Raw genomic sequence first — 16981 nt, 5'->3', positions numbered from 1 at the left:
GCCTGGTAAAGACGGCCGGGCTTCTAGCGCCGCCCTGGATGATATCCGCATGCGAGGGTCTGGTCTGGACGGCGGAATGGCGATGGGCCACAATATTCTCGTGTATCGAGGTGGAGCTTTGTTAGGCCGCAGACCGTCCCCGTTTCTTCTTCATCAGATCGGAAGTGATGATCCATGCACTATTTCCGCAAGTCTGTTTACACAATACTCGATCTGATTCTGGCGCCCGTCGTTCTTCTTTTTGCTCCGCTTGCGGTCGTCCTGAGCCGCCTCCGTGATCGAGCTCCTTTGTCGAGGTCCGTCTGCGACAGATTTCAGTTCGCCATCGTGCGGCATCACTACTATGAGCCCATCGTTTACGCGAATGACCTGAAGCGCGATCTGGATCGTCCGAGAGAAGTTGCCGGACTGGACTTGAACGAAGCGGCACAGCTTGAGCTGGTCGAGCAATTTAACTACCGCGATGAATTGCTCAAGATTCCCACCCTTCAGAAGGGACCCAGCGAATTTGGGTACCACAACGGCTCGTTCGAGCCTGGAGACGCCGAGTTTCTCTATAACATGATCCGTCATTTCCGACCCAAGCGGATCGTCGAGGTCGGAAGTGGCAATTCGACGCTCATGGCCCGCCTCGCTATCGAGGCGAACAGGACGGACAATCCGGGCTACGAATGTAAGCAGATCTGTATTGAACCGTTTGAGCAGCCGTGGCTCGAATCAGCGCGCGTGACGGTCCTGAGAAAAAAGGTCGAGTGTTGCCCCGACAGCCTGTTTGAGACGCTGGACGAGAACGACATTCTCTTCATCGACTCCTCTCACATCATTCGCCCGCAGGGCGACGTCCTGCACGAGTACCTGCACGTACTCGGCCTCCTCCGTCCCAGTGTGATCGTGCATGTCCACGACGTCTTCACGCCACACGATTACCCTGCTCAATGGCTGCTTCGCGACCGCTGGCTGTGGAATGAGCAGTATCTCCTTGAGGCCTTTCTGAGCTTCAATGCACATTTCGAGATCATTGGCGCAGTCAACTGGCTTGCCCGCTACCACAGCAACAGGTTGAACAACGCATGTCCGGTCTTGATGCGCGAACCCTGGCGACAGCCAGGTTCATTCTGGTTCCGGCGCGTGCAGAAATAGGGGACCTGGTCTTCCTATGATTTACCGTGGACCAATGGTGCGGCCCGTCGCGTTATCCACGTTTTCTCGCCAGAGCGGGACGTTCTTCACAATCGAACTATACCCCCACCTCCCTCTCCCCATCCGGTTCTTCGTGAAGGAAACCCCTTCGACCGTCCCGCCATTGAACTGCGCGGAGCTGTAGACCGTGTATCCACCGCCCATCAGCAGGTTGTCGTCGACCTGGATATTCGAGATCGGTCCGAAGTAATTATCGATCATGACCGCCGATGTCTGCGTGTGCGTGTTGATGACGGTGTTGTGCCTGATAACGATGTTGGCGTTGCCGCCGTCGATCGAGATGCCGTCGTAGTGCGGGGAGCCGGACGCAACGAGATCGTGAATGTAATTGTCCTGGATGAGCGTATCAGACCCGGACACACCAATCCCGTTTTCGACATTGTAGATGTTGTTTGCGATGAACGTACCCTGGCCCACTATGCCGTAGGAGCCATCGTTGCCGGAGCCAACGCCGTTGATCTCACAGTTCTGGATCACTGCGCCGGTGACACCGGGCTCGATTCGCACGACGTAAAATGAGCCGGAAGTCACCTTGGAGTCGATCAACGTTACGTTCGGCGCTTTGATATGGACGCGCCCTTCAATATCGAGGCCCGAAATGGTTGCGCCCGCCTGATCTGCCACAACGTCGCCGGAACGCGTTAGCTTCACATTCGGACGCACTCCCGTGTTCGTTGCGTTGGGCCACTCGGAGGTGGGAATCGGGTCACGCTCGCCCGCGCGCGCAACAATACCATCTCCTCCGGAACTCGCCACGACAAGCAACAAAACCGCCTGGATGAAGATCGTTCGCCGCATCTGGAGGTGCCCCCGATTTGCGTTCGCTATTGGGCCATCCGCTCCTTTGGCCGGCCCATCTCGCCTCTTAATCCAGCGACAAGCCCTTCGATCGCTGCACGACTGTTGTTTGGAGCTCCCTGCAGCAAGAACCTGAGTGCATACAGGAGAGAGACCGCGACTCTAAGAGGCACCGACCACGGAAAATGTCGCCGTACAAAGCGAACGCAATTGCGGTGCTGGAGATAAACGGAGAGCACTGGTATGGCCGATGAACCTCTGGCCGATCCCGTCGTCGTACCTCGCTTGTGAACGACGATCGAATCGGCCGCGTAACCCAACCCCAAATGTCTCGCGCGAAGTCCCCAATCCATATCCTCGTAGAAAAGAAAATAACTTTCATCCATGAGGCCGATCCGTTCGATGCACCAGCGGGTCACATACATCGATGCTCCCGAAGGGCTGTCCATCGCGTCTTCGACGGCTGCGATGTTGCAGGACACATTGAGAACGTCTCCGAGGCCGATGGCGACGTCTCTCGCCGCCAGCTTCTGCCAAGACAGGCCACCGCGGAATCTCACGTGATCCGCGTCCAAGCTGTCCAGAATAGTGCTGCCCACCATTGCCTTCCGGCCGGACTCCGCCCGTTCGTGGAGCGCGGCCAGCGCAGATTCGGTCGGCTGAGTGTCTGGATTCAAGATCCAGATCGCCCGCCACGTGGGTATCGCGGAAAGTGGACGCAACCACGCGTTAATCCCGCCTGCATAGCCAAGATTGTCGGAAGCGCACGCAACCCAGACATTTGATGACCTTGCTCGCAGAACCAGGCGCTCAACGTCGGTAAATCGGCTGATATTGTCATTTATCCCGGTTTCGGGAGGCTGGCCACGCATGCAAGGGCCTCCCTCGCTGATCAGATCGGCAACCAAGTGACGGTAGGCATCTTGACCGCCATTTTCGCAGATGAAGATATCAAAAGAAGGAGACGTCGTCGCTCGCGATAATGCTCGCAGACAATCAACGATGTCCTCAGAGTTGCGATAGCCCACGATGAGCACCGCGACCTCCGAAACGAGGCTTTCCGCCAGCCCATACAAGGCATCCGTTTCGTTGGCCTTCAGCCCCGTCGCCATTGGAACCCGCTCCGCAATTTAATACATATAATTTGATATATTTAAACGCGGATTATTGCAATCTGATTTATTCTGTTTAATCTGAAGCGGGTTGCATGCCGCGTAAATGGCGCAAGGTCCCGTCGCGATGAATTTGAAGCCTTTTGCCCGTTTCGCATATGCGAACATCCCCGGCGTTGCCGTCGCCCGATTTGCATTCAAGGACGCGGCGGCTTCATACCTTCCGAAACCCGAGTACGGGGGTGCCGCGTGGACCGCCAGAGCCGACGGCTTGATTATCGACATTGGGGCGAACCGCGGACAAAGCATTCGGGCCTTCAAGAAGTTCAGGCCGCAATCGAGTATCGTCGCCTTCGAACCAGAACCCCTCTCGGCCGACCGACTCAAGCTACGGTTCGCCGGAGACCGATCCGTTTCAGTATTGCCTTACGCGCTCGGGGCTAAGCCGGGCACCATTACAATCTTCGTTCCCTCATACGGGCGGTGGGCTTGCGATGGTATGGCGGCGACCTCCCGCGAGGCGGCGACCGAATGGCTGAGTGATTCCGGCCGCATGTACCGCTTCGATCAATCCAAGTTGACTGTGAGCGAGCACGGAATCGAATGTCGCACGCTCGATTCCTTTGCCATGGCTCCCTCCTTGATCAAGGTGCACGCTCAGGGTGCCGAACTGGACATCCTTCAAGGATCGGAGCACACGCTGAGGCAATACCAGCCTGCACTCATGTGCGCGTTTGCATCGGACGAGATTTCGAGATTCGTTTCCAACATCGGCTATCGGCCTTACGTCTTTCACAACGGACGTTTTGCGACGGGGCTGGCGCCACGTTCGATCACCTTCACCTGGTATCTGACTGAGGACCATAGCCGGCGCGTTCAGATCGAAGCCGGATCGCCGGCTAAGGCGGTCCTCTCATGAGTGTCACGGTAGCAGGCGGCGAGTTCGGCCTGACCAGAACGGTCTCGCCGAGAGTCCCCGAGCGATGCAGTACGCTGCCAGCATGGCTGGTGCTGACCGGACTCATTCTGCCGGCGGCGCAAGTCCAACTGTATCTCGCCGATGCGAAACTGACGATTGGGCGGATCGGTATCTTGCTTCTCATAGTTCCTGCGGTGACAAGACTGGTCAGGGCCGGTCGTCACACGCTCGCCTCCGACTATCTTGCATTCGCCGTCGCGGCCTGGATGTTCGTGGCCGCTTCCTACACGAGCGGGTCGAGTGCGATCTCATCGACCGGCGCCGAAAGCCTCGAGTTTCTGGGCGGCTATCTTGTAGCACGCGGATTTTTCTTCGGCCCAGCGGCGATCCATACCTTTATCCAAACATTCAAGATCGTGACTGCCTATATCGTCCTGCTGGCCCTTTTCGATAACCTTGCGGGCCGGCTCATTGTTCAAGAGATGTTCTCTGCCGCTTTCGGCAGCCATGCGCCGCTCTCGCCCGACTTCAGGCTGTATTGGGTAAGAGCCGCCTCGACTTTTGACCACCCAATTCTGCTGGGCACCTACTGCACCGTTGCCTGCGGCATCTTCCTGTTCTCAGAGCAACGCCCGTTGTCGAAGATGCTCTGGGCAGGTCTTTGTTTCTTCGGTTGCCTCTTGTCCTTGTCCTCCGCGCCCCTCCTGTCGTGCCTCATAGTCCTGATGCTCTACCTCTATCATACGGCACTGAAGGAATATTCGGGACGATGGCGTGCGCTCCAGATGTGTCTCGTTACGATCGTTGTCGTGATCATGGCCGTCGCCAATCACCCGATCGGCTGGATCATCTCCCACCTGACCTTCGATCCAGTGTCAGGATACTTTCGAATGTTGATCTGGGACGCAGCCATCCAAAAGATCATGGAGTCTCCTCTCACCGGATACGCGTTCGGTCGCCTCAATCACGACATTCTCGATACCACGGTTGACTCTGTGTGGCTGGTGTTTGCGCTCCGGTTCGGACTTCCGATGATAATCCTACTTGCCTTGACAAACATCGCGAGCATCCTGCCCGTAAAAGGTCGCTTCAATGGGGTGGTGGAGGATCCCAGCGCGCCAGAGCTGCGCATCGCGTTCACCATCGCGGTCGTGATGCTCATGTTCACCGGGCTAACGGTCCACTACTGGAATTACCTCTGGATATTCTGGGGAGTCTGCATCGGCATCCGGGCGTCGCTGCGCGAGTTCTCGATGTACCGGGCCTGAGCCCTGAAAAATAGTTCATACACGAAGATTTTCCGGCCGCCGCGCCGGAAGCAGTCGCGCTTGGGGGTCGAAAACACCAGTGTAGTGCAGTCTGGAAGCTCGGAGCCGATCACGGCGTCCTTAGCCGCTCGATCGCCGGCCGCAGCAACTGCCATCCACGCGATCCCAACTGACGTTTGCAGGCGAGAAACCACCAACGACGCGATCGCGTAACTTCCGGGTCCAGCTTTGACGCGAGCGCCGAAAGCCGTTCCGACAAGCCAACGTCTCCCTCATTGAAGGCACGGCTCGCACAACTGATCGCGTCAAGCGCCAAATGGCGCGTCAGCCAGCACCTGAGCTCATCGGGGTCTGGAAGCACGGCAGCACAACGATCGAGGAAATGCTCAAACGCCAGTTTGCGTTGATGGAAATCTTGCTCGGCGGAGTATCCGCCAGACATATTGGTCGAATGTCGGCGATACACGGCCTGGATGGCATCGATATAACCGACGGGACCGTGCGCTGCGAACCGCAGCCACATCTCCATATCACCACTGTGCGTCAAATCCGGTAGGTATCCCCCTATTTTCTTCTGCAGGTTCGTACGCACGACCACGCTCGGCGACAGCACTATATTTCTGGCGCCGCCAATTCTGATGAAATCTCGGCCGGACAGTATCTTTGTTCCAGGCCCAAGTTCCGCCGGCGGTGCCACCGCCTCCTTCCGCCCCTCGTGGAGCGCGACCGCTCCGCCAAACGTGAGCCCGAGCGACGGATTGTCATCCATCAGCCTCACGGACCTCTCGATCGCCCCGGGCATCAAGTAATCGTCCGCGGAAAGCAAAATCATGTAGTCGGCAGCCGCCCAGTCGATCCCCTCATTGAAGGTAGCAATATGGCCGTGATTGGTAGCATGCCTGCGAAACTCGACCCGAGGATCTGAACTAGCCAGTTCTTGCGCAACCTGGGCTGTATTATCGGTGGACGCATCATCAATAATCAGCAAGCGCAACTCAGATCCACACTGCTTCAATATACTTTCGGCGCACTCTTTGAGGAAATGCCCGTACTGATAGCAGGGAATGATCGCGTCGACGGAACTCATGAAGGCCTCCCGAAAAGGGCCTCTGTGATTCCAGAGTCCTGGATGACAATGTTGACCGCCCTCGATCTAGATCGGGCGCTTATGAGGTCTCGAGGCGACATATTGATCGTGCACTCCCAGAGTGGGCGCCAAATAAAATGCACGTCCATTTAATTGGCTTTTATTTTCAAGGCAATATATATTATCTATTAATTTGCGGCATATCCCAATCAGGACATCGGACGGCATTTGAACCCATGAAGACGGGTCTCAGTCAGAACGGCCTCTCTTTGCGCGAACGCGCAACACTTTGGGCCCAACGGAACTCCTGGCGACTGCCGCGAGGCGTAAGAGGTGTCGCAAAAAAGCTCCTGATCAGCAGCCAGCTGGCTTCCAGAAGCGACTGGATTATCGACGACTGGTCGAGGCCCCTCGTGCCATACGTTACAAGCGTCGCGCCGACCGCACCGGCCGCCCCCGCCTCGATTCCGACCGCCAGCGTGTCGAGATCAGGCGACTTACTTCTTGTACCGCCGGGACGCGTGCACTGCCTGATCGTCACTCCGGTGCTTGACGCTGGCGGGCTTGATGAATTTGTCGCCTTTCTTGCAAGGCGCCTTCCCCACTTTGGACTTCGCGTAACGGTAATGTGTGCACATTCATCGCCGGCGCCCGTCGGACATTTGTTCACAACTCTGCAGAGGGAGGGAACAGCAGTCGTCGCCGCCTCACCAAAAGACGCTTGCCTATGGCTCGAGACGAACCGCCCTCACGTCGTCAGCGCGCACGACCCGCCGGGTTGGCTGTTGCGGGCGGCCAGTGACTTCCGCATTCCGGTCTTGGAGACGCTCCACGGCATTCCAACGCCCATAAGCACGAATTGGAGCGAAGAGCGCCAGAGATCACAACTCGTCACCCGTTTCGTCGCGGTAAGCGAGTTCGTCAGGCGTCAGTACCTTTCAGGTAATCCATCCTATCCTGAGTCCGCGGTCATCACCATCCCGAACGCGTTCAACCAGACTCACCGCCCGGCAGTAGACCGGTCGAAAGCCCGGGCCTGGCTAGGCCTCAATGACGAATTTCTCTTTCTCTCGCTGGGCCGTCATACGGTTCAGAAGAATGCCTACGGCCTGGTCCAGGCCTTTGCCGAGGTCGCCGAGAATGATCGCAAGGCACATCTGCTGATCGCCGGCCGTCTGGACGATGCAGTTTACACACGTCAAGTGCGCATTCTTCGCGACACGATTCCCTGCAAGGACCGCATTCACCTTCGGCAGTCGTTTCCTGATCCGTCCGTCCTGCTGGCCGCCGCCGATTGCTTCGTTCTGAACTCCTTCTTCGAGGGATGGTCGCTGGCTTCCATGGAAGCCTTAAGCGCGGGGTTGCCTGCGATTGTGAGTGACGTAGGCGGCGCGCGTGAACAGGTCGGTATGGACGGTAGCCGAGGCTTCGTTGTGGCGAACCCGGTCGGCGATTCCGAAAAGGCCAATTGGCATACCTCATGTCTTATGCGATTTCAGCCACAGAAGAATAAGGATGAACTCGTCAGCGCCATGACGTCAGTGCTCGCACGCCGAGATCATTGGTCTGGCGTGCGTGAACAACTGTCCGCAGATTCACGGAGTCGCTTCGATCCCGTCGTATGTTCCAGACGGCATGCGGAGGTCCTTCTTTCGATGATTTCACAATCTGCGACCGAGAGCCAGTTCGCCGAGTGTAGTGGCCCGTAGACGCTGGAGGGGTATTGCGCATTTTCGGGGCAGCAAGGCGGTCCGCCTCTTGCCAATCGCAGCACTAGCTGATTAGCCGGCTCTTCTTCCAGTTGATCTTCCGCTGTGCAACCGGCCCATCAGTCAGCTCACCCGCCATAATGTATTGCTTTGCCAAGTGATGGGTCAGGAATCCGAGGGTCAGTCCGTCCAGCAACTTGGACTTTGGACCTTCAAGGCCCGTGACCAGACCATCCTTGACCACCAGATTTGACTCATTGAGAAGCTGGAGGGCTGTTTCTTCGACAAAGAACTTCAAATGAGTGCGATCAAGAATTCCCGAATCCGTGTAGGCAAATCGACGTTGGAAAAGAAGCGGCAGGGTCACGCTAAGGTGCGCGATATTCGGAACGGAAACAATCACGCGACCACCATCCATGAGAAGCCTCCTCGTGATCGCCTGGAGCGTACGGGTTGGATCCGGGACATGCTCAAGCACATCGAGCAACAAGATCAGGTCAAACTTGCTGCCGACTCGTGATATCAAGTCGTCGATGTCTCCGATAATCGCGACATCGGCATGCTCTCGCAGGTCAACCTCGAGTGCCTGATTGAGCTCGACCCCGAATGTCGTGGCGTCAGGGTAGAGCGATTTGAGCCAGATCAGAGTGAAGCCTGCGCCAGGTCCAACTTCGAGTATCCGCGAGGCGCGGCTGGGCAGCAACGACCGTATCTCGCGGCGAGAGCGGCTATAGTAATCTTTCGCATCCGAGACCGGCAAGGCACGCCCCTGCCCCTGCATATCCCGGATTTCGATCCTTGTGGCGGCCTCCATGCTCATGAAGTGGCTCTCCTTCCGGAAACCTCCATTTGCTCCATCCCGTGCCCGCCACAAAAGAATGGCTTCCACGCTTCATGTCTTTTGGCGGTGACAATCAGATCGGGCGCAAGTATGGGCGACAGGAGTTGCAACATCGGACGAGTTCTTTTTGGAGCGCGTCTTTCAATCTTTTCGATCGCCAGACCAGCCTGCTCGCACCACCTTTGAATTTTTCCGATGGTCGTGTCGTGAATCCCTACAGCCTCGAAGGTCCCCCAGTGCCGAAAGACGTTGCTGGATTTCGCGCATTCCCAGACGTAACGAAGAGAGGGTCGATTCGGCGTGCATATGATCACTTTGCCGTCCGGAGCCAAGAGATCGGCAAATTGCCTGAGCAGATGAGCCGGATCACGGACGAACTGCAGGACATCGACAAAAAGCAAGCGGTCGAAACGCTCCGTTGCGATCTTCGCTCGCGCCGTCACAACGTCGCCCAACACCACCTCAGCCCCAAGCTGGGCCAAGCCGCTGCCCACCACGGGGTCGAGGGGTATAGCCACCACGCGGTTTCCTCGCTCCAGCAGTCGACGCTCATTCGCAGCCGAGCAGGATCCAATCGATAATACCGCGGCGCTTTCGGGGACAGCGGACAACACTTCGACCCTGGCCGGCTCGTAATAGTCCTTCGAATACATGCTATGCCAGAGCCGGGTCTCGGCACTGAATAGCGGAACAGCATTGCTGCCCTCGCGCGCAATCCGCATCAGGACAGATAATTGAGCGTCCAATTGGTGGCGATCAACGCCGAGCTGGTTGACATACTTGTTCGGCAAATGGTGGGCCGAGAAATCATCGATGTGGGAAATCGGTATCAGCTTCTTGAAACCACACTGGGTGTATGGATCAGTTGCGGCGGTACACGGAAGGTCGTATTTGCCTTCATGAGGTCCAACCAGAAATCCACCGGACGCAATCGCTCTCGCAAGCTGCTGCTGGGTGAGCACATAGCTGGCAGCGTGCTCGTTGGTAAATTGCGCGAGGTAGTATTTGCCCCTGATCCTGACCGACGTGCAATCCCAGTGAAAGGAGCCATGGGCTTGCGGATAGTTCAGTTCGCCGTCTGAGGCTTTCTCGACGAGCATCAATCCGGGAACCTCGTCCTCATTCAGCACCGAAGTCACGTCCAGGAATGCCCTGATGTTACTTTCAGTTATCAAGATGTCGTCTTCGGAATAGATGAACAGATCGTATCGATCAACGCGCGCTGCAAACAGCTCCTTGTGCGCGAAGGGGAGCGACCATGGATTCTTGTTGGGAAGGCCGACGATGCATTCGACGTCTGCAGCGGGCCTCTTGTCGATGTTGGAAATGATGACAATGTCCACATCGAACGACATGGACCGGTACTCCTGGATCACGCGATCCAGGTAGGCATTGTTGGCGGTCCCATAGCTCGCGATCACGACAAAAAGTCGCAATGGCTTCCGATCGGCGATCCCCGAAGTCATCGTTCTAGCTCTGCTCGCACCGCAGCACTTACCTTCGACGTATCCTCCGCGCTCATCTGTGCGTAGATTGGCAGCAAGATCGACCGATCCTGGGCGCGCTCGGATTGGCGCAGATCCTGTCTTTGCGCGAGCCCCGAATACGGCGCCTCACGGTGGGCGCACATGATGCCGCGGCGGGTCGCAATGCCGTTATCGAGGAGGCGTTGCATGACGATCCGTTGGTCGAGGCGGTCTGGAAGACGAACGCAATAGCTCTGCCAGTTGGATCTGGCCCACGCCGGTTCGGTTGGCAACCGCAGTCCTTCCAGATTGCCAAGCTGTTCGATATATCTGGCGGCGACGGCCCGCCGACGTGCTACCAGCTCTGGAAGCCGCTCGAGCTGTCTGCGCCCAATTGCGGCCTGCATATCCGTCATTCGGAAATTGTAGCCCAAGGCGACGTAATCCTCGAAGATCACGCTCGACGAACTGTGTCGCACCGTGTCAGGAACGCTCATACCGTGCTGGCGCAGCAGCTTGAACTTGCGATCAAGCTCGGCATCCGCGGTGGTGAGCATCCCCCCCTCACCTGTGGTGATCACCTTTCGCGGATGAAAGGAGAAGCACGCAATGTCTCCATGCGGTTTGCCGATCGGCTCCCATTCGCCATTCATCCGGATCCGCGATCCGGCGGCACAGGCGGCATCCTCGATCACGGCGATGCCGTGGCGGCGCGCCATGGGCAAGAGCGCCGCCATATCGCATGGCATGCCCATCTGATGAACTGCAATGATCGCGCGCGTCCGCTCGGTGATGGCTTCGGCCAGCCGAGTACAATCCAGATTGTATGTCTCGGGGTCGATATCAACAAAAACCGGAGTGGCGCCTTGATGTCGGATGACGTTCGCGGTCGCAATGAAGGAGTGGCTGACCGTGATCACCTCGTCGCCGGCGCCGATGTCCAACGCCGCCAAGGCGAGCTGCAGGGCTGTGGTGCAATTGGACACGGCACAGGCGTGCGGCGCGCCGAGAAGTGCAGCGAACTCGCGCTCGAACGCTGCGACCTGCGGGCCTTGCGATACCCAGCCCGACAGCACGACTGCGCGCGCAGCGTCAGCCTCTTCGTGGGCAAGCAGTGGCGTGGCGATCGGAATCACGAAACCGCCGCCTGACGTTGATGGTCCGAGGCGAGCTCGCGCTCGGATCGCCACCATTTTACGAGATCGGAGAGCCCCTGCTCCAACGAAACCGTGGTGCGGAAGCCTAGCAAACGCTCTGCCTTGCCCGTCGATGCCAGTCGTCGTGGCACCGGATTGACCGAGCGCTCCGGCGCGAATTCGGGTTTCAGGCCGCGGCGTCCCATCACGGACGCAAGCACCGTAGCCAGCTCTATCAGGCTTGTTTCAGTGCCGCTCCCCACGTTGAAGACCTCATCAGTAATCTTCGCCCTGGCTGCCAGGATGTTGGCGCGCGCGATGTCGCGGACGTGAACGAAATCCATGCTCTGATGGCCATCACCAAAGATAACGGGAGGCAATCCAGCTTCCAGACGCTCCATCCAGCGGATCAAGACCTCGGTGTACCGTCCGTGGATGTCCATCCGGCTGCCATAAACATTGAAATACCGGAATGCCACGTAATCGAGTCCATATGAATCGTTGAAAGCCCGCAGGAGCCCCTCGTTGAACGCCTTGGCGGCCCCATAGAGAGTTCGGTTGTTGTACGGGTTCTGCCGCTCTGTCGTCGGAAACTCCTCGGCCATGCCATATACGGAAGCCGAAGATGCCGCGATGATCTTCTCAATATCGTGCTTGATGCAAAGCTCCAGGAGGTCGTAGGTGGCGTCCACCATGACCTCCTTGGCGACGCGTGGTTCGGCCGCACAATGAGTGATGCGGAGCGCGGCCTGATGAAAGACGATGTCCGCGGACTTGACCAATGCTTCCATCATCTTGCGGTCGCGAATATCACCGTGAACCAATCTCACCGGCCCACGCCCGAGCGCGCGACGGAGATTTTCCGGCCGGCCTCTGATCATATTGTCCAGGGCGACAATTTCGATGCACCCCTCGTCGCAGAGCAGGTCGGTGATGTGGGAGCCAATGAATCCTGCCCCGCCGGTGACCAGAACCCGTTTACCCTTGAGATCAATCAAGACGCTCTCCTGTTGTGCGACCATGTCATGATACTAAGTTGACGCTCGGCCTGGTTGCTGACGGCTACGCTGGGCTGCCATGCCGCCGCGCTCCTCAGCGTGGCGACAACTTCGTTCGCCCCATCCGGCGGCATCTCCGGATAAATCGGAAGGGAGAGGAAGTCTTTCGCGAGCATCTCAGTGACGGGGAGATCACCGGCGCGATAGCCGAGTTCTGCATAGGCTCTTTGCAGATGCACCGGAACCGGATAGTGAATCCCAGCGCCAACATTGGCGTCGCGCAACAGCTTCAGGGCGTCATCGCGCCCGTCCAATCTGACCGCGTAGACATGATACACGTGACGGGAGTGCTGCGGCGGCTGCGGCCGTCCGAACGGGAGATCGGACAGCAATGCATTGTATCGTTCAGCCAACGACCGACGCGCCTCCGTCCAGCGCTCAATGTAGTCAAGCTTGACGTTCAGTACCGCGCTCTGAATTTCGTCCATGCGATAATTGTATCCGGGGATGGCATGGTCGTATTTCGCCTCCTGCCCCCAATCTCGCAGCAGTGACACGCGACGGGCAAATTCAGGCCGGTCGGTGACGACCGCCCCACCCTCGCCCAACGCTCCGAGATTCTTGCCGGGGTAAAAGCTGAAGCATCCCAGATCGCCGATCGAGCCTGCACGACGTCCACGGTACTCCGCGCCGTGCGCCTGCGCGGCGTCTTCGATGACGACCAACCCGTGACGACGCGCGATGGTCATTATCGGATCCATGTCCGCCATCAGCCCGTGGAGATGGACTGGCAGGATCGCCTTGGTTCGCGGTGTTATGGCGGCTTCGATCAAGCTGGGATCCATCGTCCATGTGACCGGATCGACGTCGACAAATACCGGCTTGGCCCCACTGTAGAGAATGGCCGCGGTGGTTGCGACGAACGTCATGGAGACCGTGATGACTTCGTCGCCGGCACCGACGCCGGCTGCCAGAAGGGCAAGGTGAAGCGCCGAAGTGCCGCTGTTCACCGCGCGGCAATGGGCGGTCCTGCAATAATCTGCAAAGCGTCCCTCGAAGGCCGTGACCTCGGGTCCGAGCACAAAGTGCCCGCTACTGACGACCCTCGCGACTGCCGCGTCGATTTCCGGCTTGATCTGGCTATATTGCGCTTTGAGGTCCAGGAAGGGTATCAAGATTCAACACCGCGGGTTGGACTAAGATTATTATCCATTTAAAGATCATTATCATATTTAATCAAGCATTAAATAGCGAATGCATATTAATGCTAATGCTATTTCTGAAGCTCCTTTGCTGAGCTCCGAGCGTTCCGGACCATGTTCTCAGGCGCGGGCAGAATCCGAGCGGGCACGCCGGCGACAGTGGCCCCCGGCGGAATGTCCTTTGTCACCACCGCACCCGCGCCTACGCATGCACCCGCACCGATCGTGACGCCGCACAGAATCGTAGCGTTCGAGCCGATCGAAGCCCCTCTACCGACATGAGTGCGTTGCAGCGCCCAGTCCGAGGCTTGCTGAGGGCGACCACCCGCGGTTGTCGCCTTTGGATATTTGTCGTTCGTGAACATCACGCCGTGACCGACGAACACTTCGTCCTCGATCGTGACGCCCTCGCAGATGAAGCTATGCGACGATATCTTGCATCGATCACCAATCTTTGCCCCCGCTTGGATCTCGACGAAAGTTCCAATTCTGCTCTCATCACCAACGGCGCAACCATACAGGTTGACCAGATCCGGATGCAGGATGCGGACATCGCGGCCAAGCTGGGTGTCCTTTATCGGCATGTCAGTTCCCCGTCTCTACAGTCAAGTAAACCTTCATAGCGCCGAACGTGAATGGAGCAGCCTGGGCGCCATCCTGGCAAGACCCGTTGCCGTTTGACGTAGGTGCTGCAGCAGAGGATGCCCTGTTACCATAAGACCCAACCACCAGCACAACGCGGCGAACACAAATGCCGACCCGAGGCCTACAATGACATTGACAGCCCCTGCTTCGATCAAAACGGCCCATGTGGCTGCGCCCGATGCGGTCGCCACGGCAACGACACCACTCTTCAGAAGGGCACGGCCAAACTCGCCCGGCCGCAGTGCCAGGTGCCGACTGAGATAGTATATCGCCACTGCCGCCTGAAATGGCAGCGTCAGCAATGCGCAAGCCGCGACTGCCTCGACGCCAAAAAAGGACGCACCCAGGAGAGCAAGTAACGACGGTGGCAGCGAGATGAAGGACGAGGTCAGCGCGTCCTGCACGCGTCCGACCGCCAGGAATACGGGATACGTCAGACATGCCGCAAACAGCGCGAGATTTGCAACGCAGAGAATGCGCACCAGCGGAACAACATCAAGCCAGGCTTCACCAAGCCAGATCGCGACAAGTGGCCTTGCCATAATCGCGACGAACGCGAGAAATGGCCACTGCACGGCGGAAAGCAGTTGGACCGCGTCCAGATATACGCCCTTCAGATCTGCCCCGGCTGCACGCCTCTCGACGATTGCCGGCATGATGATCGGGTTCAGCACCTGCGTGACGAGCCTGTCGAATACCTGGGTTAGGTTTATGGCTCGGCTATAGAGACCAACGGCCGTGAAATCTAGAATCTTTGCAAGAAAGAGCTGGGGTGCAAGGTTGTACAAGATGTTGATGGCGCCGACGCCGCTCGAATAGAGACCGAATTTGAGGACGTCTCGGTATTCGAACAGTGAAGGACGCAGCACGCTGAAATCCCGATACGAGATCAGCAGCATGGTCGTGAGGATCACGCTCCCTGCCACACTACCCCAGACCGGGGCCATGTAGCTGAAATTCAGTACCGCAAGACCAATCGAAACCAGCGCGATCGTCATGTTGCTTGCAAGATTGCAGAGGGCGAGTGTCCCGAACAACATGTCGCGGCGAAACAAGGCGGCCAACGTTCCCGAGACGGGTAGAAGGAGCAGGTTCAGCGCAGAAACTTCGATACCTCGCCTTATGCTGTCCTGGCCAAAGAGTTGCGATACGATATCGGCCGCGGCTAGCAGGCTCAGCGCGACTGCCAGTGAGATCGCGCAACTGATAGTGAACGCCGTACGAATAGTCACGCGCGACAGCTCATGCTTCTGAAGCAGGTAATTCGCTCCTCCAAACTCCTGGAAAGCTGCCGCGATCACGGCGGTGAGCGCGTTGACCACCGCAAAAATCCCAAACTCGCCCGGCGTCAACAGTCGCGAAAGCACCGCGGTCGAGAAGAAGAACAGCACAAGACCCGCATAGCGGTCGACCGCAGAGAACAAGACAGAACGCTGCACTGAATTCATCGCGGCTCCGTCACGGCATCTCGGCTGGCGAATGGCCACGCGATCAAACGGCCAACTACGCCGTAGCCCGGGCCAGCTCCGGCAGGCGGCGCGGCGACGGCCTGATCTCGACTGGTCTGCCCTGTTCGGTGATCGATCGCGAGGCCGCCTCGAGCACCTCGATCACGCGAAGCCCAGACCTGCCGCTCGAGACCGGCTGTCGCCCGGAGCGCACGCAATCAACGAAATGCTCGACCTCTGTTTGCAACGCTTCTTTAGGCGAGATATGCGGTGCCCACATGTCGCCCGCGCGATACCCGATCCGAAATTGATGCGCGCTCTCGGGGGGCCTGTCGAGTGTAATTCCCTTGTCGTAGACCTTCACCTTTTCGGTCGGCTCGAGATCGTCATAGACGATCATCTTCTTGCTGCCGCCAATGAACGTCTGTCGCACCTTGACAGGCGAGAGCCAGTTGACGCTGACGTGGGCCACGCATGAGTTGCCAAAGAACAGCGTGATGTGGGCCATGTTTTCCGGCGAACCGACAACATGGCACGACCCCGTCGCCGAAACCGCGATCGGCTCCTCATCGAGGATATGATCGATGATGGAGATATCGTGCACGGCCAAGTCCCAGATCACATTTACGTCTTTTTGAAACAGCCCGAGACTGGAGCGTATGCTGTCGTAATAGTAGATGTCTCCGAGCTCCTTCTTCAGCAATAGCTCCCGAATCTTCTGAACCGCCGGCGTGTAGAGAAAGGTGTGATCGACCATCAGCGTCAATCCGCGCCGCTCCGCCTCGTCAATCAAGCGTGACACCAGCTCCGAGCTCGGCGCCAGGGGCTTCTCGACCAACACGTGCTTGCCAGCTCTCAACGCAGCCATTGCCAGCTCGTAATGTGTGTGCACCGGCGTCGCGATGGCGATTGCGTCGATCGAGGCGTCCGTTAGCAGATCCTCATATCGCGTGGTAGTCGCTACCCCCGGGTACAGCTGCCCAATGGCCGCCAGCCTGCCTGGATCGAGGTCGCTGACGCTGACGACACCAGCGGCGGAATTGCTCGAAAAATTGCGGACGAGATTGGGACCCCAATAGCCGTATCCCACGACCCCGATTCCAAGCTGACTATCTCGCATACTGACCTCGATCGATTCGGAATTGCGATACG

The 16981-nt window shown here is 57.9% G+C and carries 15 protein-coding genes; 4 read left to right on the top strand and 11 right to left on the bottom strand.

The genetic code is table 11. The annotated features are described in order from the left end of the window. Window positions 1–174 precede the first annotated feature (174 nt). Window positions 175–1140 (top strand): class I SAM-dependent methyltransferase, encoded by a 966-nt coding sequence (locus tag ACFDR6_RS08280; RefSeq protein WP_375858021.1) that lies wholly within the window; start codon window positions 175–177, stop codon window positions 1138–1140. 21 nt (window positions 1141–1161) lie between these two features. Here ACFDR6_RS08280 and ACFDR6_RS08275 read toward each other — a convergent pair whose 3' ends face one another. Together ACFDR6_RS08275 and ACFDR6_RS08270 are read right to left on the bottom strand one after the other, a co-directional pair. Further along, window positions 1162–1998 (bottom strand): right-handed parallel beta-helix repeat-containing protein, encoded by an 837-nt coding sequence (locus ACFDR6_RS08275; RefSeq protein WP_375858020.1) that lies wholly within the window; start codon window positions 1996–1998, stop codon window positions 1162–1164. Window positions 1999–2024: 26 nt separating this feature from the next. Continuing rightward, a complete protein-coding gene (locus ACFDR6_RS08270; protein ID WP_317240014.1) occupies window positions 2025–3110 on the bottom strand; it encodes a glycosyltransferase family 2 protein in 1086 nt (361 codons plus the stop codon). Window positions 3111–3216: 106 nt separating this feature from the next. On the opposite strand from ACFDR6_RS08270, the gene ACFDR6_RS08265 reads away from it, so the two are divergent. Further along, window positions 3217–4029, top strand: coding sequence for an FkbM family methyltransferase (locus tag ACFDR6_RS08265; RefSeq protein WP_375858019.1), 813 nt, complete (start codon window positions 3217–3219; stop codon window positions 4027–4029). Then, complete coding sequence (locus tag ACFDR6_RS08260) at window positions 4026–5297, top strand: O-antigen ligase family protein (RefSeq protein WP_375858018.1); 1272 nt, start codon at window positions 4026–4028, stop codon at window positions 5295–5297. Before ACFDR6_RS08265 ends, ACFDR6_RS08260 begins: the two co-directional genes overlap by 4 nt. A gap of 109 nt (window positions 5298–5406) precedes the next feature. Here the strand turns inward: ACFDR6_RS08260 and ACFDR6_RS08255 are convergent, their stop codons facing one another. Beyond that, on the bottom strand, window positions 5407–6384 hold the full coding sequence (locus ACFDR6_RS08255) for a glycosyltransferase family 2 protein (RefSeq protein WP_375858017.1): 978 nt from the start codon (window positions 6382–6384) through the stop codon (window positions 5407–5409). A 236-nt stretch (window positions 6385–6620) separates the two neighbouring features. Between ACFDR6_RS08255 and ACFDR6_RS08250 the strand changes: the two genes are divergently transcribed. Further along, window positions 6621–8093 (top strand): glycosyltransferase family 4 protein, encoded by a 1473-nt coding sequence (locus ACFDR6_RS08250; RefSeq protein ID WP_317240018.1) that lies wholly within the window; start codon window positions 6621–6623, stop codon window positions 8091–8093. Between the two features lie 64 nt (window positions 8094–8157). On the opposite strand, the gene ACFDR6_RS08245 is transcribed toward ACFDR6_RS08250, so the two are convergent. The 8 genes from ACFDR6_RS08245 to ACFDR6_RS08210 form a co-directional block, all read right to left on the bottom strand. Continuing rightward, on the bottom strand, window positions 8158–8913 hold the full coding sequence (locus ACFDR6_RS08245) for a class I SAM-dependent methyltransferase (protein WP_375858016.1): 756 nt from the start codon (window positions 8911–8913) through the stop codon (window positions 8158–8160). Continuing rightward, complete coding sequence (locus tag ACFDR6_RS08240) at window positions 8910–10400, bottom strand: class I SAM-dependent methyltransferase (protein ID WP_375858015.1); 1491 nt, start codon at window positions 10398–10400, stop codon at window positions 8910–8912. The genes ACFDR6_RS08245 and ACFDR6_RS08240 overlap by 4 nt, the downstream gene beginning before the upstream one ends. After that, entirely contained in the window at window positions 10397–11593 is a 1197-nt protein-coding gene (locus ACFDR6_RS08235; RefSeq protein WP_375858014.1) for a DegT/DnrJ/EryC1/StrS family aminotransferase, read from the bottom strand. The genes ACFDR6_RS08240 and ACFDR6_RS08235 overlap by 4 nt, the downstream gene beginning before the upstream one ends. Then, entirely contained in the window at window positions 11533–12558 is a 1026-nt protein-coding gene (locus tag ACFDR6_RS08230) for an NAD-dependent epimerase/dehydratase family protein (RefSeq protein WP_375858012.1), read from the bottom strand. The genes ACFDR6_RS08235 and ACFDR6_RS08230 overlap by 61 nt, the downstream gene beginning before the upstream one ends. Continuing rightward, the gene (locus tag ACFDR6_RS08225; RefSeq protein ID WP_375858011.1) at window positions 12531–13709 is read right to left on the bottom strand and encodes a DegT/DnrJ/EryC1/StrS family aminotransferase; all 1179 of its coding nucleotides are present in this window, start codon (window positions 13707–13709) and stop codon (window positions 12531–12533) included. The genes ACFDR6_RS08230 and ACFDR6_RS08225 overlap by 28 nt, the downstream gene beginning before the upstream one ends. Window positions 13710–13807: 98 nt before the next feature. Beyond that, entirely contained in the window at window positions 13808–14320 is a 513-nt protein-coding gene (locus ACFDR6_RS08220; RefSeq protein ID WP_375858010.1) for an acyltransferase, read from the bottom strand. 33 nt (window positions 14321–14353) lie between these two features. Beyond that, window positions 14354–15829 carry an oligosaccharide flippase family protein gene (locus tag ACFDR6_RS08215; RefSeq protein WP_375858009.1) on the bottom strand — a complete coding sequence of 492 codons (1476 nt, stop codon included), beginning with the start codon at window positions 15827–15829 and terminating at the stop codon, window positions 14354–14356. Between the two features lie 55 nt (window positions 15830–15884). Then, entirely contained in the window at window positions 15885–16949 is a 1065-nt protein-coding gene (locus ACFDR6_RS08210) for a Gfo/Idh/MocA family protein (protein WP_375858008.1), read from the bottom strand. Between the last annotated feature and the right edge of the window lie 32 nt (window positions 16950–16981).

The sequence above is a fragment of the Bradyrhizobium tunisiense genome (assembly GCF_042263385.1).
Lineage (GTDB): Bacteria > Pseudomonadota > Alphaproteobacteria > Rhizobiales > Xanthobacteraceae > Bradyrhizobium > Bradyrhizobium tunisiense.
This window is presented reverse-complemented; position numbering and strand designations above follow the sequence as displayed.